Raw genomic sequence first — 17027 nt, forward strand, 5'->3', positions numbered from 1 at the left:
GTCGGAGGCTACATGTCATTCAATTGTGATGTTCACACCCCTCTCTATACGGTTGCAGGAGGACGGCCTTATAACAAGGCTGGCCTTAAAGAGTGGGCGGGGCTTGCGGTATTGGCACTGCCCACCATGCTGCTTGGGCTCGATGTAACTATTCTCTACTTGGCGCTTCCAGCCCTGGCGGTAGAGCTACAGCCAAGCAGTACCCAGGCGCTGTGGATTATGGACGCCTATGGCTTCATGATCGCCGGTTTTCTGATCACTATGGGCACGCTAGGGGATCGGATTGGCCGACGTCGGCTACTGATGATGGGAGCCTCTGCGTTTGCGGTCGCGTCGGTGTTTGCAGCTTATGCACCCAATGCCGAGTGGCTCATTGTGGCGCGGGCAGCACTGGGTATTGCCGGAGCAACCCTGATGCCTTCTACGTTGGCCCTGATTAGCAATATGTTTTTTGATTTGCACCAGCGGGCACTGGCGATCGGTATATGGGCAACCATGTTCGCACTGGGTATGGCGTTAGGCCCGGTGGTCGGTGGGTTGCTGTTAGCACCCTTTTGGTGGGGAGCCGCTTTCCTAATTGCCGTGCCCATCGTCATCATACTGTTGTTAACTGCCCCATTACTCCTGCCGGAGTACCGTAACCCACAGGCAGGCCGTCTGGATCTTTTGAGTGTCCTGTTGCTGTTGATAGCAATTTTGCCAAGTATCTATGCCATAAAGGAGTTCTCTAAAGCAGGATTGACGCCACTGGTATTGGTTACTCTCGCACTAGGCGTAGTGGGAACACTGTTCTTTGTGCGTCGCCAAAAGCAGCTTCTCGATCCACTGCTTGATCTCAAACTGTTTGCCAGTAAAACCTTCACTGCCGCCCTTTTTATACTCCTGATAGGGCTGGTGGGCGTGGCGGGAATGATGCTCTTAGTTACCCAATATCTTCAGCTAGTGGCGGGCTACACGCCGCTGATTGCTGGGTTGTGGATGGGGCCGCCAGCGCTGATGATGGTACTAGCCGGTATCCTTGCCCCTATCTTTGCGCGCCGAATTCGGCCAGCGTTTGTTATTGCTTTAGCGCTTATGCTTTCAAGCATCGGTTGTGGTTTTCTGGCTCAAGTAGACCCACTCTCCGTTCAGGTACTCCAGGTCGTAATCGGATTTTCACTGGTATACCTGGGGCTGGGTACCATCGCCGCGCTGGGCACAGACTTGGTGGTAGGGTCTGCACCTCCGGAAAAAACCGGGTCTGCATCGTCGATGTCCGAGATGGTTCAAGAGTTGGGGGTGGCACTAGGCGTAGCACTTCTCGGCAGCATGGCGACCCTGTTGTATCGCGTGCAGATTGCCAGTGCGATTCCTAACGGGATGCCAGACGATATCTCCCGTGCCCTTGGAGAAAGCTTGTGGGCAACAACGTCAGTTGCTGAACGACTTCCCGATGGGATACTTGAGCAAGCCCAGTCTGCGTTTACGCAAGGTATGAATATGGCCGCCGCAGTAAGTGGCGCCACCCTTTTGGCGCTTGCGTTGATATCAGCCGTTACTCTACGGCATGTGAAAGCCGTTGGAAAAGAGAGTGATTGAGTGGCCCACAGGGTAGGGGAGATAGCGATAAGTATCCGAAATGCCCTGGCCACTAGCCAATGCTTTGGCGTACTCCTCGTCTCCCAGGCGTTTTATTTTCTAAATTATTTCTCACCATGTCACAAACATTAAGGCTGTTCCGTCTACCTCTGTAGAACGACCGGTGGATAGCTTTCCACTCCATATAAAACAGAGGAGCAAGACAATGGAAACACGCCTGAACGCCTTTAAAGCCTCTCCAGAGGGCATTACCGCGATGACTAAGCTAGAGGAGTACGTTCGCCACTGTGGACTGGAATTTAGTCTGATTGAGCTAGTTAAAACACGCGCCTCTCAGATCAATGGCTGTGCATTTTGCCTGCATATGCACACCAGCGATGCCCGCGCAGCGGGTGAGAGCGAGGCACGCCTTTACCTGCTGTCTGCCTGGCGCGAGTCCACTCTCTATACGCCACGGGAACGGGCGGCGTTGGCCTGGACCGAGGCATTGACAAAGCTACCCGACACAGGCGCTCCTACGAAGGATTACGAGCAGGGCGTGGCGAATTTTACCGAGAAAGAGTTCGTTGACCTTACCTTACTGATTGGAGCGATTAACGTCTGGAACCGCATTAGTGTGGGGTTTCGTTCGCTTCATCCGAATGAAACCCAAAGCCGTCAGTGATCAGAGCTGAGGGGTAGTGATATGTTTTGTTGCATCATCAAACGCTTTAAATGGGGAATTATCGCTATGGCGCTGAACACAGCTCACGCAGGTGGAGTGACAACAACCATCGTCAATTCTGATGAACTTTATGATCCTGCACCTAACGGCTATAGCCACGCGGTGGTTGCCAGCGGAGGCAGCCGGGTTGCCTACATTGCCGGTCAGGGAGGCGAAAATGCCCAGGGAGTACTGCCTGAGTCGTTTGCGGATCAAGTTGCCCAAGCTTATCGCAACCTTAGAACTGTGTTGCAAGAACTTGATGCGAGCCCGCAACAGGTTACTCGTATTAACACCTATGTCGTCAATTATGATCCTTCGATGTTGGAGGTTATGACCCGCTATGTGAAGGAGACCTTTGGCGATGCGCTGCCTGCGCAAACACTTGTGCCGGTACCGCGGTTAGCGCTGGATGGCATGCTGTTTGAAGTGGACGCGACCGCCGTGCTTGAGTAGCGGGAGCCAATCACCATGACGGAACAGTCTGCGCGCCAGTTTAATCACTGGCGCCGTTATCTGACCGGTATCGCCTATCGAATGCTGGGGTCGGTGAGCGAAGCGGAAGATGTGGTACAGGATGCCTACCTGCGCTGGCATGATACTGACCACCTTTCGGTGAACGATGTGCGTGCCTACCTGACCACTGTCACCAGCCGGCTTTGTCTTGATCGCCTTAGGGTCGCTCATCGACAACGTGAGGTTTATGTGGGCCCCTGGTTGCCTGAACCGCTGGTGGAAACGTTGGATACTCCGGTGGACCCCGAGGCGCTAGCCAGCGATGTCTCTTTCGCCCTGATGCTGGCGCTGGAGCGGCTGTCGCCTTTGGAACGGGCTGCTTTCCTACTGCACGATGTGTTCGGGCTGGATTTTGGTCAGGTCGCCATCAGCCTCGAACGTAGTGAAACAAGCTGTCGCCAACTTGCCAGCCGGGCTCGAAAAAAGGTGCGGGCCGCACGCCCGCGCTATCAGGTGGCGGCTGGAGAGCACAGCCAACTGACCCAACGCTTCTTTGAAGCAGCACGCAGTGGCGACGTCACCGAATTGAAGGCTTTGTTGAGCGGCAGCGCGACGCTGCATGCCGATGGAGGCGGCAAGAGAGTTGCTGTACGCAGACTCATTATCGGCGCAGATAAAATAAGCCGGTTCTTTGCAGGCTTGGCCCACAAGTCGACGTCATCCAACCCTTGCTGGGTAAGTCATGTAATTGTCAATGGGCTTCCGGGGTGGTTAACGATCGAACACGATGGGCTACCTCAGGTTATGACTCTGGAGGTCGTGGATAGTCGTATCCAGGCACTTTACGTTGTGCGTAATCCGGATAAATTACGCCACTTGGCTGACCAGCTACCGCAGCTTTAGTCTTTAGTTAAGTAAATAGATTTTTCTCAAGCTTTTCTTTTACGGCAGCTTCATGTGTAAAAGCTCAATCGCTTAAGAAGGACTTTCAGGTTTAAAAGAGATCAAGGTTATAAATTGCTGGTTAAGCATTAAAAAAAGCTGTGTGCTCGGCCAATACTGCTAAGCCAATTCCGATTAGCACAATACCGCTGATAAGTTCTGCCCAGTGACCGACGAACTTGCCAAGCTTATTGCCCAGAAAAGTGCCTATAGAGGCCATTACCGTAGTAGCGAGGCCGATAGCTAGGCTGGTGGCGATGATATTGGCATCGATAAAGGCGAGGCTGGCGCCCACAGCCATGGCATCAATGCTGGTAGCAGAGGCGGTCAACACCAATAACCAGAGCGTCTGTTTGCGGTGCTCTATCTTGTCTTCCTTTTTGAGCCCGGCATGCATCATGTGAAGGCCGATAAGCGTCAGCAGGGTAAAGGCCACCCAGTGATCCCAGGCTTGCACATACTGCTGAGATGCCTTGCCCGCTACCCAGCCGAGTACCGGGGTAATGGCTTCGATCACACCAAAGACCAGGCCAATCCCGATGGCGTGACGATACCGTGGCTTTTGCAGCTCGGCGCCTTTGCTGATGGAGGCGGCGAAGGCATCTGCCGACATGGATACGGCTAGAAACAGCAGGGTAATTGGTGTCATGGAGTGTGAACTCGCTCGCTGGAAAAGTACCGTGCACATGTACCCAGTGGCAGAGTAGTAATACTATGCTTGAGTGTAAAAGTCGGGTATTCAATAGCGATGAATCCTACCACGATTTATTAAACAAACAAGACAGAGCTTTAAAAATAAAGTTTGTAATAGTGAACTAACATAGCCTTGGCTAACAATGTGTGTGTTAGCTGATTTTGTTTGCTTTTAATATACTTGTGTGACTTGTGATAAAGATGTGAATCTATTGTGTTCGTCATGTTTAATGACGTTGTGATGTGCTTTTAAGGTTAAAGGTTTATAGTTATCTATAGCGTTATTGTTGTTGGTGATTTAGTTGCAATAATTCAATATTAAGTGGCTTGAAGTTATAAAAGACTAAATAGCCGTTATCAGAATCATCGGGAAAACCAGAAGCCGATTACACTGGAAGTCATGCAGTCTGCGGTGCTGTTCCCGCTGCCCGCAGTTGAATAACATCAGCTCGGGGTGGCGCGCCGAACATGCGGCTGTATTCGCGGCTAAAGTGGGAAGGGCTTTCATAACCTACCCGGTAGCTGGCGGTGGCCGCCTCGAGCCCCTCGGCCAGCATGAGTCGTCGGGCCTCGTGCAGGCGAAGTTTCTTCTGGTACTGCAGGGGCGACATGCGTGTGACTTGCCGGAAGCTATGGTAAAGCGTCGATTCACTCATGTTGGCGGTTGCTGCCAGTTCACGGATCTTGAGCGGTTGCGTGTAGCGCTCTTTAAGCGCATAGATGACCCGCGCAATCCGGTTAGCCTGGGAGTCGGAGGCGGCAAACCGGCGCATGTGAGGCCCCATGGCACCCATGAGTGCCCGATAGATCAACTCCCGACGGGCTAAGGGGGAAAGCACCTTGATGTCTTCCGGGGAGTCGAGCAGGCTCAACAATCGATAAAGTGCACCCTGCATGCGTGCATCCATGGGGGCCGATTTTAATCCGCAGTCCGTCTCGGAGCAGATAGTATCATTTCCCGCGGGCGGCGCTGTGTCGCCCAGTTCCAGTATCAGTCCTGCTACCTCCTGGGGATCCACTGAGACTTTTACCGCCAAGTAGGGCTTTTCCGGGGTGGCATGGTCAATCCTGCCTACCACCGGTAGGTAAACGGCGCTACCCATGTAGCTGGGCCCGGTGTAGACGATCTCCTTGTCACCTAGTAGCACGGTCTTGCTGCCTTGAATGACAAAACACAGACACGGCTCGTATACCGCACAGTGAAAGCTGGTAGGGGCGTCAGCGCGCACCAGTTGCACTTCGGCAATCGCCGTATCCTGAAGCTCTTCAAGTGGGCTCCAGCGACGGGCAACGCTGATTAACTGTTGCGATAGGTTGTCGCTGAGCTGGACAATCTGCTCAGGCAAGATAGTGGTCAATGGCTTTCCTCCCTATTAGTTCGCAGTATATGCCTTCGATTTATAAATCGTAGGCTTTTTCATTTGATTCTGCAGGATCAGGCAAGTACCCCGTAGAAATCGACAACCCGCATCAGCTGTCACCTGACCGTCATGCTGTGCAAGTCCGAAAATCGTTCGTTTGTTTGATTGGGCCTGCTTATTGGGCCGCTCTCTGCCCGTGACAGAAACAGGCAAGCTTTCCGCAGGAACACGATACCTCTCTCGCGCTCGTACCGCCTATTGTAGGTAGCGTCTGATGGGCGCTAAGCCCGCAGCCTGGTGCTGCGGGCTTGCCTGCCCTCCGTATGACCAGAGCGTCTTTCAAGAACGCTACCGGTCTGAGACTCCCCCTCACGGTGGAAGCCGTAGGGCAATGTCGAAATGGATCGTGCTGAACCGACTAATTAAATGCCAACCGCCAACGCGGTGAGGCGTTATATAACGAATGCTGCTATCGGCGTCCGATAGCCACTGGAGCAAGTAATCATGGGAAGTCTGTCTCTAAGAACCCGCTTTGCAAGCAGCCGGGCGATATTCCTGTTCCTGCTGCTGATGGCCTTGCTTACCGGCTGCGAAGCCAAGAGTGAGGAGGCGGCTTCTGCATCGCCCCCGCCACCCCCAGAAGTCGAGGTGGCAGAAGTGACCGCTCAGCCAGTGGTGTTGAGTGAGTCATTCACCGGGCGGGTGGAAGCGGCTGAAACGGTTGAATTAAGGTCGCGAGTCAGCGGCTATATCCAGGAAGTCGCTTTCGAGGAGGGAGAGCTGGTAGAGCAGGGAGATTTGCTGTTCTTGATCGATCCACGCCCATACCAGGCCCGTGTTAACGCCGCCCAAGCGGATCTTGCCCAGGCCAGGAGCCAGCAGGCTCAGGCTGGCAGTGAAGCTGAACGTGCCCGGGTGTTGCTAGGGCGTCAGGCCATTTCCCAGGAAGTGCATGACCAGCGTCAATCGGCCCTGAGTAACGCTCGTGCCATGGTCGATGCCGCCGAGGCAGCGTTGCAGACCGCCGAGCTTGACCTTGAATACACCCGCATTACAGCACCGGTCAGTGGCCGCGTCGGTCGGGCGATGGTCACTCGCGGTAACCTGGCCAGCGCCGACCAGAGCCTTCTGACCACGCTGGTGAGCATCGATCCGATACACGTCTACTTCGAGGCCGACGAGCAGGCCGCGTTTGCCAGCCAGACACTTCTCACCGGTGAAGCATCGAACAACCTGAATATCGAGCTGGGCGGCGACCCGCAGCGCCAGTACAAAGGCACCCTGGACTTTATCGACAACCGCTTGAACCCCAACACCGGCACCCTGCAATTCAGGGCAGTGCTGGACAACCCGGATGGCCGCATTCGGCCCGGGGAGTTTGCGCGGGTCGAAATGCCGGTCGCGCGGTTGGACCAAGCGTTGCTGGTGGATGGCAAGGCGGTCCTGACCGACCAGGATCGCCGCTACGTCTACGTGGTGGATGAGAACAACCTCGCCCAGCGTCGCCAGGTCGACACAGGGCGCCGGGTGGATGAACGCACGGTCATCAGCGAAGGGCTTGCTGCCGGCGACCGGGTGATCGTCAACGGGGTGCAAAAAGTCTTCATGCCGGGTATGGAAGTGAGCCCCCAAACGGTGCCCGCCGCCCCGGCTGCTGACGCCCAACCCGCCATTGCTGCCAGGGAGGACTAGACCGCCATGAATTTCTCGCGTTTCTTTGTGGATCGACCGATTTTTGCAGCGGTGCTGTCGATCATTATTCTAGCGGTGGGGCTGATCTCCATACCCAACCTGCCCATTAGCGAGTACCCCGACGTGGTGCCGCCATCAGTGGTCGTTCGCACGGTCTACCCCGGCGCTAACCCGAAGGAGATCGCCGAAACGGTCGCCACGCCACTGGAAGAAGCCATCAACGGCGTTGAGGATATGATGTACCTCAAGTCCGTGGCGGGCTCTGACGGTGTGCTGCAGATGACCGTCACCTTCCGCCCTGGTACCGATGCTGAGCAGGCCGCCGTTCGGGTGCAGAACCGCGTCAGCCAAGCGGAAGCCCGACTGCCGGAAGCCGTGCGTCGGCAAGGCGTCACCACCCAGAAGCAGTCGCCAACGTTTCTGATGGTCGTTCACCTGACCTCGCCCAGCGGTGAATACGACACCCTCTACCTGCGCAACTATGTGCGACTGAATGTCCGTGACCGGCTGGCCCGGATCGAAGGGATCGGGGACGCGCAAATCTTCGGCGGTGGGGACTACGCCATGCGGGCGTGGCTCGATCCTGATCGAATAGCTGCCCGTGGCCTGACGGCCAGTGATGTGGTGGGGGCCATGCGTGAACAAAATGTACAGGTCTCCGCCGGGCAGTTGGGAGCTGAGCCCATTGAAGATAGTGACTTTCTTACCCTGATCAACGCCCAAGGGCGGCTGGAAACAGTAGAGGAGTTTGGCGACATCGTGCTGAAGCGCGGCGAGGGCGGCGAGATACTCAGGCTTTCGGATGTGGCCCGGCTGGAAATGGGCGCCGGGGACTATACGCTGCGCTCGCAGTTGGACGGCAACAACGCGGTGGGTGTGGGAATATTCCAGGCACCGGGTGCCAATGCGCTGGATATCCGAGAGCAGGTGATCGCTACCATGGAGGAGCTGTCCGAGCAGTTCCCTGAAGGTGTTGAGTACGAAGCGGTCTACGACACTACGATCTTTGTTAATGACTCTATAAAGTCAGTGATCGCCACCCTGCTGGAAGCCGTGCTGCTGGTAGTGCTGGTGGTCACGCTATTCCTGCAGACCTGGCGTGCGTCCATTATCCCGCTGCTGGCGGTGCCGGTCTCGGTGATCGGCACCTTCGGGGCGCTTTACCTGCTGGGCTACTCCATCAACACGCTGACCCTGTTTGGGCTGGTGCTGGCCATCGGTATCGTGGTGGACGACGCCATCGTGGTGGTGGAAAACGTGGAGCGTAACATCGAAGAGGGCCTGAAGCCCCAGGCCGCCGCTCATCAGGCCATGAAAGAAGTCTCCGGGCCTATCATTGCCGTGGGGCTGGTGCTGTGCGCGGTGTTTATTCCCATGGCCTTCCTGTCGGGGGTGACCGGTCAATTCTATAGCCAGTTCGCGGTGACGATTGCCATCTCCACGGTGATCTCCACCATCAACTCCCTGACCCTGTCGCCCGCGCTGGCAGCGATGCTGCTCAAGCCCCATGACGCGCCCAAGGATCGGCTCACCCGCGTGATCGATACGCTGTTCGGCTGGATTTTCCGACCCTTCAACCGTTTCTTTAACGCCAGCTCCAACAAGTACCAGGGCGGCGTGGCCCGCTCCCTGAAGCATCGCGGCGCGGTGTTTGTGGTCTACGCGCTGTTGCTGCTGGGCACCGGGGTGATGTTCAAGGCGGTGCCGCCGGGGTTTATTCCTGTGCAGGACAAGCTTTACCTGATTGCCGGCGTCATCCTGCCGGAAGGCGCGTCTCTGGAGAGAACCGACCAGATGCTTCAGGACGTCGTGGACATTGCCATGGAAACCGAAGGCGTGGAGCACGCCATTGCCTTTCCCGGCCTGAACGCGCTGCAGTTCACCAACACCTCCAACACCGGTGTGGCGTTTCTTACCCTCAGCGCCTTTGGTGAGCGCAGCCTTAGCGCCGCGGAGATAAACGCCCGCATCAACCAGGGCATTGGCGGCCTGAAAGAAGGCTTTGCTTTCTCCTTCATGCCGCCGCCGATTCTGGGCCTGGGCAATGGGTCGGGGTTTCAGCTGTTTATCGAGGATCGTGGCAATCTTGGCTATGGGGCGCTGCAGCAGGCGGTGAACCAGCTCCAGGGGGCTATTTCGCAAACGCCGGGAATGGGCTTTCCGATCAGCAGTTATCAATCCAACGTGCCGCAACTGGATGCCGAAGTGGACCGGCTGAGGGCCAAGGCCCAGGGCGTGCCCTTGACCGAGCTGTTCGACACCCTGCAGACCTATCTTGGATCGACCTATGTGAATGACTTCAATCGCTTTGGCCGCACTTGGCAGGTGATCGCCCAGGCGGACGCCCCCTTCCGGGCCAGCGTGGAGGACATCGCCCGCCTGCGCACCCGCAACGACCAGGGAGAAATGGTGCCTATCGGCACGATGGTGAACATCACGCAAACCTTCGGGCCCGACCCGGTGCTGCGCTACAACGGCTACCCAGCAGCAGACCTGGCCGGCGAATTTGACCCCCGCGTGCTTTCTTCCGCCCAGGCGATGGATGCCATCAACGCCCTGGCGGAAGAGGTGCTGCCCCCGGGCATGGCGCTGGAGTGGACCGACCTGAGCTACCAGCAATCCACCCAGGGTAATGCGGCTCTAGTGGTCTTCCCGCTGTCGATCCTGCTGGTATTCCTGGTGTTGGCGGCCCTCTACGAGAGCTGGACGCTACCGCTGGCGGTGATTCTGATCGTGCCCATGTCGATGCTCGCGGCGCTGATTGGTGTCTGGTTTGGCGGAGGTGACAACAACATCTTCGTGCAGGTGGGGCTGGTGGTGCTGATTGGCCTGGCCTGTAAGAACGCCATCCTGATCGTGGAGTTCGCCCGGGAGCTGGAACTGCAGGGCAAGGGCGTAGTGGAAGCGGCCCTGGAAGCTTGCCGGTTGCGCCTGCGGCCGATCATCATGACCTCGATCGCTTTCACCGCGGCGGTGTTGCCTTCGGTAGTTGCCACCGGCGCAGGCGCCGAGGTACGGGCGGCGCTGGGAACTGCGGTGTTTGCCGGCATGATCGGCGTCACCCTGTTTGGCTTGTTCCTCACGCCGGTGTTCTACGTGGCGCTGCGTAAACTGTCTGGCCCATTGGTCAGCCATCATAGCGCTACATTGGACACTTCACCTCACCCTACCAGCCATGCCCAAAGTTGATGATAGAGAGGTATGCCCATTAACACGTTAAAAGGGAAGGTGAGCCCCAAAGATGCCAGCATGGCAAGGCCAATGTTGGCATCTGGAATGGCGGCGCGAATAGCAACGGGGGCGGCAATGTAAGAGGCACTGGCGGAGAGACTGGCTAGAATAACCGCTGATCCAGCGGGTAGCCCTAGCCAGTACGCCATTAGCAGGCCAAAGCAGGAAAGCACGATAGGTGCCGCGAGCGCGAATATAATCAGACGGCTGTGCCCCCACCGCAGGCTGCGCAGTGTTTCTGCCGCGACCAAGCCCATCTCCAACAGGAACAGCGCCAGAATGCCATGGAAGGCTTTGGTATACAGCCCGGTGACTGACTCACCTGCATTTGGGCCGTATAGCCAGCCAATAAGCACACCGCCCACCAACAGGATTACACCGCGATTGGTCAGAGTCTCGTGCCACAGCCCGGAAGTTTTGATCGGCTCTGACGTTGTGTCAGCGGCCTTTTTACGGCTGAAGCGCCGGTAGAGCAACAGGCCCAGCATGATGGCCGGTAGTTCGAGCAGTACCAGGTAAAGCGTCACCTGCCCACCTGTTATTAGGCTATGCGCTTCAGTATACGCCAGGGCCACGGCGAACGTACCGGCGCTAACGGAGCCATAGTGGGCTGCAAGGCTGGCGCTGTCGGCGATGGATAGCCGTACTAAATAGTGAACCACCGGAAAGATAAGCAGTGGAATGATGATCCCCAGCAGAGTGACGCCAGATAACTCGACCAGCAGCGATATGCTCAAACTGCCATGCAGCGCCATGCCGCCTTTAAGGCCAATGGTCAGCATCAGCAGTAGGCTCAATATGTCATAAGCGGCTTTGGGAATACTGAGATCGGAGCGCACCACACCGGCAACCACACCTAGCACAAAAAACATCACCACAATATCCGGCACGGACAATCTCCTTGATGGGTTTTAAAGCAGTTACTTTAGCGATCCAAAGAGATTGATGAAAACAAATAAGATTTATATAGTCATAGATGATTATCTATGGGTCTGGCTATGAAAGTACGACAACTCACTTTTCGCTTGCTACAGGTCTATGCCGACGTGGTTCGCACAGGCTCACTGACGGCCACGGCAAATCGGCTCCACCTGACCCAACCCACGGTGTCTCAGCAGCTAAAGCGGCTGAGAGAAATTGTCGGTGAACCGATTGTGCGCCACGAGGAAGGGCGCCTGGTGCCCACTGAGGTTGGTCAGGCGCTTTATCAACTCAGCCAGGACTTGCTTAGCCGTGCTGATGTGTTTAGTCAGTACCTGGAGGAGTACAACAGCGGAGGGCGCGGACACTTCAGTATCGGCTTGGTGAACACCGCGCAATATGTACTGCCACGGCTGTTAGGGCCGTTTGGTCAGGCTAACCCCCAGGTAGATGTCACGGTGGAGATAGGTAATCGCCAGCAGATGCTCAATCGTTTTGAGCGCCATGAGGATGATATCTACGTATTTAGCCACCCGCCCATTGATGACGATGTGTTAGCCGCGCCTTTTCTGAGCAATCCATTGGTAGTGGTGGGGCCGCAGCATTGCCGCTGGGCAGGCGTAGAAGGTCTCAGCATGGACGCACTCAAAGAGGAGCGATTTCTGCTGCGCGAACCGGGCTCTGCGACTCGGCATACCTTTGAAGCCTGGCTGTACAGTGCGGGTATTGAGCTACGCTCTACCCAGCAGGTCGCCAGTAACGAGGCTATTCGGCTAGCGGTGGCGTCAAACATGGGTCTAGCGGTGCTGTCTCGCCACGTTGTTGCAGATTCGCCCAACGGCGTCCAAGAGCTGCCGTTGCAGGGCTTTCCGCTGAAAAGTCGTTGGCACTTTGTGGTCAGACGGCAACGCCGCTTACCCCCCGCCGCCATTCGTTTTTTGAGCTATGTACAAGCTTCGCTGGCACAAGCGTTTGACGAGCCCGAAGGGGAGATGGCCGTGGCTGAATTGCTCCAAGCCTTAAAGTCTGAACGCTGATGCATTGACTCACAAACAGCGTCAATTATCCCCGTTGAAAGCGACGTAGATCCTATGCGCTAAGCTAAGATATTAAGATAGAGCTTGAGAGAGAACTTAAGAGAGTACTTAAGATCGCACTCGGTTCATGCAGTCGCACCTTGATATTTGTCTTGGGTAACCGCTGCAAACGGAGGTAACTATGCTGCTCAAAGGATCATGCCACTGCCAGGCAGTGACGTTCAGTGTGAAGTCAAACCACCCCTATCCTTTTAATCGCTGTTACTGCTCAATCTGCCGTAAAACGGCGGGCGGTGGTGGCTATGCCATCAATCTCAGCGGCGACAGCAAAACGCTCAACGTTAGCGGCGAAGAGCATATTACTGTCTACCGCGCCTTCATTAAGGGGGAGCAGAGCACGGGAGAGCGGCACTTCTGCAAGCACTGTGCATCGTCGCTGTGGGTTTATGACCCCGAATGGCCCGAGCTGGTACACCCTTTCGCTTCGGCGATTGATACGGACTTGCCGACCCCTCCCCGGAAAACGCACATGATGCTGGGAAGTCGGGCCGACTGGGTCGAGGTCAATGGGCAGTTCCAAGATAAATGCTTCGACGAATACCCCGATGAAAGCCTTGCTGAGTGGCACCAGCGCCTGAGGTTGGAGTGTTAGAGTTAAGTGACGCCGCTTGCTGCGCTTGTGTTGCAAGCTCTCTGTTATACTCTATTAGACGAGTTCTTCAGGAACTCAACATACGGCTTGTCACGCCTGTGCAGGAGTAGGCCGAGTGCTCGTTTGATGACAAGGAGGGTAGAAAGATGGAATTTGAAAAATATAAGCCATGTATTGAAGCGTGCAATACCTGCGCGATCTACTGTGATTCTTGTGCCACTGCCTGCTTGCAAGAAGATGATGTAAAAATGATGGCTGAGTGCATCCGTTTAGATCGTCAATGTGCACAGATATGCCGCTTGGCAGCCTCCTTCATGGCCCAGGGGAGTGAATACGCCAAGGAAATCTGTCGGATATGTGCTGATATTTGTAAAGCGTGTGGAAATGAGTGTGCCAAACACGATGCTAAGCATTGTCAGGAGTGCGCCAAAGCGTGCCAACATTGCGCCAAAATGAGTGTGCTGCGATGGCTGCCTAAGGCCGCATAAAATCCTCAACAATTAAACAAGTCAGCTTTCACTGCGTATGAAAGCTGGCTTTTTTGTACTTTAATCTATATCAAAGAATGCGTTAAAGAGAGTGAGCCTTCTGCAATAGGGAGATCACTTCGTCATCGCTGGTTTGGGTAAAATCTTGATAGTGAAGGCCAACGGCAATAAATGGCTCGGGAGTAGCTAAACAGATCAAATCGTCGACCTCGGTAGCCAACTCATCCAGCGTGGACTGCGGGGCGACAGGCACTGCCAAGGTAACGGAAGCGGCTCCTGCTTGGCGTAGTGCTCTGGCGGCTGCTTTAGCTGTTCCACCGGTGGCGATACCATCATCCACCAATAATATGTGACGTTCGCTAACGTTAATGGGCGCCTGATTACCAATATAAGTCTGACGACGGCGGGTTATCTCGCTTAGTTGGCGCTGTACTTCAGCTTCCAGATAACTTTCAGAAGGCTGAAAAATCTGCAGCAAATCCGGTGTCCACAGCACTTGAGGTGGGTCGCCATCGACGACAGCGCCTAGCCCAATCTCGGGTTGCCCAGGCGCACCAATCTTACGCACGATGACCACATCAAGCGGAAGTTTAAGTGCTGCCGCTACCTCGTAAGCAACTGGTACACCCCCACGAGGTAATGCCAGCACTAGGTCATAACGCGCGTCGGATAATACATAAGCAAGCTTTCGCCCTGCTGCGCGTCGATCATCAAAAAGCTCTTGATGCTTGTGCATGTGTGGCTTCTCAACCCCAAAACAGCCTAAACTCCAAAAGGATAAGTGCTTAGCTCTCCCTGGGGAGCGCTCGACAGTAGCAAAGTCATCGCGTGATGAGGGCACGTGCGCGGCGGAATTCAGAAGGGCCGTGGGGAACTGTTGCTGAGTGATCCATAAGAGTCTCCCAGTACACGAAAGGCGAAAAGATAGCCTAACAATGACTATAGTCAGGAGGAAACAGCTTATCCAAACCGTTATTTCCCTGAGTCGCCAAGCGGCTCGCTAACAAGATGCAGTGGGCTAGGAGCGCTGTGTTTTTCGATACAGCCACCACACGTCAACACCAAACGAATAGAGCAATGAGATCAATGCACTAATGGCCAGCAGGCTGGCAACAAGGTGGGAGGTTAGTGGCGTTAATGCTAGCAGTAGCGCCACCGCCTGCCAGACACAAACGGCCTTACGGCGAAAACTTGCAAACAGCGGCTTTGAAAGCCACGGGAACTGCCAACTGGCGGCGATAAACAGGTAGCGCATTGCGCCTATCAACAGCACCCAAAACCCCAGTGATTCCAGCCGCAACAAACCTGCGCACAGTAGCAAAATCAGCAGGGCATCCAACTCCATATCAAAGCGCGCCCCGAATCGGGTGTGGCTTTTGGTGCGTCTGGCTATCCAGCCGTCAACGCCATCCAGCAGTAGGGCGATCACCGCGATCGCCAGCCATTGCCAGATTGCCCCTACAAAGGCATTGGCGGCGAGCGCACCTGCCACTAATGAAACCACAATCGCACGCACCAACGTGACCCGGTTAGCCCAACCCAGTGCGCCGTGGGGCCAGAAGATGATGACCAGAGCGGAAATAAACGTGTAGAAGGCAAAGGCCACCCACCAATTGGCCGGAGTAGCCATTAAAAGTGGTAAGCCTTTGCCTACAGCAATTAGCAGCAAGCTGCCCAGCAGTAGTTCTGCAGCGCCATAGAGACGCTTAGGCAGGGTGTAAGAAGAAGCGTTGGAAAAAAGCGGCATGGTGGCTCACGAAGCGGCGTCGCTATCCGCAGTTGAAATAAATGATGCAACTATTTTTATATGTACCATTCTTGTAGAAGAAGGTAGTGTTGTCCATAAGATCAAGAAATAGACGGGTTAGTTTCAATTGTTCCAAATGGTTAATCGAATATATTCTTTTCACCCGCTACGCTGAAGATGGTGAACCATTGAAAACTGTTCTGCCTAAGGCCATGCAATGCATGGCCACACATTATACTCGGGGGCTGAGACACACGGCGTGTCTCTTATCCCTAACTTGCAGCGCAATGGTGCCACGCCACATTCAACGGAATGAAAGAGAGCCCGAATCAAGTGGGCTCGTAACGAAAAGGAACGCTCATGTCGGCGCTTGACGATGTTGGCAAAGCTCCCAATGCCGCTAAAAAAACCTGGGCCACCGCCTTTTGGGTGACCAACCCAGCACAAGGCGAGATGAGGCGTGAACAACTAAGTCCTCCCGCCCAGGATGAGGTGCGTATACGTACCTTATACAGTGGTATCAGCCGCGGCACCGAATCGTTGGTGTTCAATGGTCGTGTGCCTGAAAGCGAATTCTCGCGCATGCGGGCTCCCTTCCAGTCGGGTGAGTTTCCTGCCCCGGTCAAATATGGCTACTGCAGCGTTGGCCGCGTTGAGCAGGGGCCAAGCGTTCTCCTGGATAAAACCGTTTTTTGCCTGTTTCCCCACCAGGATCACTACATTGTGCCTGCTTCGGCAGTGCTGGAAGTGCCCACCAATGTGCCTGCTAAACGTGCCGTCTTGGCGGCCAATATGGAAACCGCCATCAATGGCGTGTGGGACGCCGAGCCGATGCTGGGTGAGCGAATCACTATTATGGGCGCCGGTGTCGTCGGTGCGCTGGTAGCGTACCTGTGCGCTCAGGTGCCTGGTGTTACCGTTCAGTTAGTCGATATTAACCCTGAGCGTCGCCAGCTTGCCGAGCAGTTGGGCGTGATCTTCTGCACTCCCGAACAAGCCCTTCATGACCAAGATTGCGTGATCCACGCCAGCGGCCAGTCCGCCGGCTTGCGCCAAGCACTGGCGTTAGCGGGCAGCGAAGGGCGCATTATCGAAATGAGCTGGTTTGGCCAGGGGGATATTGCGATCCCATTGGGCGGAGCTTTTCACTCCCAGCGACTGACGCTCAAGGCCAGCCAGGTAGGCCAGCTGCCACCCAAACTACGTCCCCGCTGGGACTACCAGCGCCGCCTTCAATTAGCGCTGAGCCTGCTGGTAGACGAGCGGTTGGATGCGCTAATCAGCGGTGAAAGCGACTTTGCACAACTGCCCACGCTTGCTCCTCAGTTGTTTGGCCGTGGTAGCGTTGAGCTCTGTCACCGCCTGCGCTACCCCTCATAACCTATTTACTTATGGAGCCTCTGATTAACGTAATGAGCGAAGGCCAGACAAGGCAAAAATCAACGAAAAAGCGGAGTTTACGGGTTGTAAATGAGCATTTTGAGGCGATTTTTAACGCCGTATGGTCGAGCGCAATAGTTAATCAG

The 17027-nt window shown here is 55.4% G+C and carries 15 protein-coding genes; 10 read left to right on the forward strand and 5 right to left on the reverse strand.

Annotated features, from left to right (window positions below; all coding sequences use genetic code 11):
* Positions 1–12 precede the first annotated feature (12 nt).
* From YERSI8AC_RS06170 to YERSI8AC_RS06185, 4 genes are all read left to right on the forward strand, one after another.
* On the forward strand, positions 13–1578 hold the full coding sequence (locus YERSI8AC_RS06170) for an MFS transporter (RefSeq protein ID WP_022520557.1): 1566 nt from the start codon (positions 13–15) through the stop codon (positions 1576–1578).
* Positions 1579–1783: 205 nt separating this feature from the next.
* A complete protein-coding gene (locus YERSI8AC_RS06175) occupies positions 1784–2242 on the forward strand; it encodes a carboxymuconolactone decarboxylase family protein (protein ID WP_022520556.1) in 459 nt (152 codons plus the stop codon).
* Between the two features lie 66 nt (positions 2243–2308).
* Complete coding sequence (locus tag YERSI8AC_RS06180) at positions 2309–2737, forward strand: RidA family protein (RefSeq protein ID WP_039859290.1); 429 nt, start codon at positions 2309–2311, stop codon at positions 2735–2737.
* A gap of 15 nt (positions 2738–2752) precedes the next feature.
* Positions 2753–3640, forward strand: coding sequence for a sigma-70 family RNA polymerase sigma factor (locus YERSI8AC_RS06185; RefSeq protein ID WP_022520554.1), 888 nt, complete (start codon positions 2753–2755; stop codon positions 3638–3640).
* Positions 3641–3761: 121 nt separating this feature from the next.
* Here YERSI8AC_RS06185 and YERSI8AC_RS06190 read toward each other — a convergent pair whose 3' ends face one another.
* Complete coding sequence (locus tag YERSI8AC_RS06190; RefSeq protein ID WP_159176334.1) at positions 3762–4328, reverse strand: manganese efflux pump MntP; 567 nt, start codon at positions 4326–4328, stop codon at positions 3762–3764.
* A 442-nt stretch (positions 4329–4770) separates the two neighbouring features.
* Entirely contained in the window at positions 4771–5730 is a 960-nt protein-coding gene (locus YERSI8AC_RS06195) for an AraC family transcriptional regulator (protein ID WP_022520552.1), read from the reverse strand.
* A 507-nt stretch (positions 5731–6237) separates the two neighbouring features.
* Between YERSI8AC_RS06195 and YERSI8AC_RS06200 the strand changes: the two genes are divergently transcribed.
* Positions 6238–7425, forward strand: coding sequence for an efflux RND transporter periplasmic adaptor subunit (locus tag YERSI8AC_RS06200; RefSeq protein ID WP_159176335.1), 1188 nt, complete (start codon positions 6238–6240; stop codon positions 7423–7425).
* A 6-nt stretch (positions 7426–7431) separates the two neighbouring features.
* Positions 7432–10614, forward strand: coding sequence for an efflux RND transporter permease subunit (locus YERSI8AC_RS06205; RefSeq protein ID WP_159176336.1), 3183 nt, complete (start codon positions 7432–7434; stop codon positions 10612–10614).
* Here YERSI8AC_RS06205 and YERSI8AC_RS06210 read toward each other — a convergent pair.
* Positions 10587–11546 (reverse strand): sodium-dependent bicarbonate transport family permease, encoded by a 960-nt coding sequence (locus tag YERSI8AC_RS06210; RefSeq protein ID WP_027959812.1) that lies wholly within the window; start codon positions 11544–11546, stop codon positions 10587–10589. The genes YERSI8AC_RS06205 and YERSI8AC_RS06210 overlap by 28 nt on opposite strands.
* 108 nt (positions 11547–11654) lie before the next feature.
* On the opposite strand from YERSI8AC_RS06210, the gene YERSI8AC_RS06215 reads away from it, so the two are divergent.
* From YERSI8AC_RS06215 to YERSI8AC_RS06225, 3 genes are all read left to right on the forward strand, one after another.
* Positions 11655–12614: a LysR family transcriptional regulator gene (locus YERSI8AC_RS06215; protein WP_236557260.1), complete on the forward strand. Its 960-nt coding sequence runs from the start codon at positions 11655–11657 to the stop codon at positions 12612–12614.
* Between the two features lie 181 nt (positions 12615–12795).
* Positions 12796–13266 (forward strand): GFA family protein, encoded by a 471-nt coding sequence (locus tag YERSI8AC_RS06220; RefSeq protein WP_022520546.1) that lies wholly within the window; start codon positions 12796–12798, stop codon positions 13264–13266.
* Between the two features lie 146 nt (positions 13267–13412).
* Positions 13413–13754: a four-helix bundle copper-binding protein gene (locus tag YERSI8AC_RS06225; protein WP_159176337.1), complete on the forward strand. Its 342-nt coding sequence runs from the start codon at positions 13413–13415 to the stop codon at positions 13752–13754.
* A gap of 82 nt (positions 13755–13836) precedes the next feature.
* Here the strand turns inward: YERSI8AC_RS06225 and YERSI8AC_RS06230 are convergent, their stop codons facing one another.
* On the reverse strand, positions 13837–14490 hold the full coding sequence (locus YERSI8AC_RS06230) for a phosphoribosyltransferase (protein ID WP_022520544.1): 654 nt from the start codon (positions 14488–14490) through the stop codon (positions 13837–13839).
* Positions 14491–14772: 282 nt separating this feature from the next.
* The gene (locus YERSI8AC_RS06235; protein ID WP_022520543.1) at positions 14773–15501 is read right to left on the reverse strand and encodes a CDP-alcohol phosphatidyltransferase family protein; all 729 of its coding nucleotides are present in this window, start codon (positions 15499–15501) and stop codon (positions 14773–14775) included.
* A 360-nt stretch (positions 15502–15861) separates the two neighbouring features.
* Here YERSI8AC_RS06235 and YERSI8AC_RS06240 point away from each other — a divergent pair, with 360 nt between their 5' ends.
* Complete coding sequence (locus tag YERSI8AC_RS06240; RefSeq protein WP_022520542.1) at positions 15862–16881, forward strand: zinc-dependent alcohol dehydrogenase; 1020 nt, start codon at positions 15862–15864, stop codon at positions 16879–16881.
* Positions 16882–17027 lie beyond the last annotated feature (146 nt).

This window comes from Halomonas sp. 113, from assembly GCF_904067645.1.
Taxonomy (GTDB): Bacteria; Pseudomonadota; Gammaproteobacteria; order Pseudomonadales; family Halomonadaceae; genus Vreelandella; species Vreelandella titanicae.

Excerpts from the sequence above, each read along its gene's own strand:
- YERSI8AC_RS06200 (WP_159176335.1), top strand. The coding sequence starts at position 6,238 with ATGGGAAGTCTGTCTCTAAGAACCCGCTTTGCAAGCAGCCGGGCGATA.
- YERSI8AC_RS06175 (WP_022520556.1), top strand. The coding sequence starts at position 1,784 with ATGGAAACACGCCTGAACGCCTTTAAAGCCTCTCCAGAGGGCATTACC.
- YERSI8AC_RS06190 (WP_159176334.1), bottom strand. The coding sequence starts at position 4,328 with ATGACACCAATTACCCTGCTGTTTCTAGCCGTATCCATGTCGGCAGAT.
- YERSI8AC_RS06170 (WP_022520557.1), top strand. The coding sequence starts at position 13 with ATGTCATTCAATTGTGATGTTCACACCCCTCTCTATACGGTTGCAGGA.
- YERSI8AC_RS06225 (WP_159176337.1), top strand. The coding sequence starts at position 13,413 with ATGGAATTTGAAAAATATAAGCCATGTATTGAAGCGTGCAATACCTGC.
- YERSI8AC_RS06215 (WP_236557260.1), top strand. The coding sequence starts at position 11,655 with ATGAAAGTACGACAACTCACTTTTCGCTTGCTACAGGTCTATGCCGAC.
- YERSI8AC_RS06230 (WP_022520544.1), bottom strand. The coding sequence starts at position 14,490 with ATGCACAAGCATCAAGAGCTTTTTGATGATCGACGCGCAGCAGGGCGA.
- YERSI8AC_RS06240 (WP_022520542.1), top strand. The coding sequence starts at position 15,862 with ATGTCGGCGCTTGACGATGTTGGCAAAGCTCCCAATGCCGCTAAAAAA.
- YERSI8AC_RS06185 (WP_022520554.1), top strand. The coding sequence starts at position 2,753 with ATGACGGAACAGTCTGCGCGCCAGTTTAATCACTGGCGCCGTTATCTG.
- YERSI8AC_RS06180 (WP_039859290.1), top strand. The coding sequence starts at position 2,309 with ATGGCGCTGAACACAGCTCACGCAGGTGGAGTGACAACAACCATCGTC.
- YERSI8AC_RS06235 (WP_022520543.1), bottom strand. The coding sequence starts at position 15,501 with ATGCCGCTTTTTTCCAACGCTTCTTCTTACACCCTGCCTAAGCGTCTC.
- YERSI8AC_RS06205 (WP_159176336.1), top strand. The coding sequence starts at position 7,432 with ATGAATTTCTCGCGTTTCTTTGTGGATCGACCGATTTTTGCAGCGGTG.
- YERSI8AC_RS06220 (WP_022520546.1), top strand. The coding sequence starts at position 12,796 with ATGCTGCTCAAAGGATCATGCCACTGCCAGGCAGTGACGTTCAGTGTG.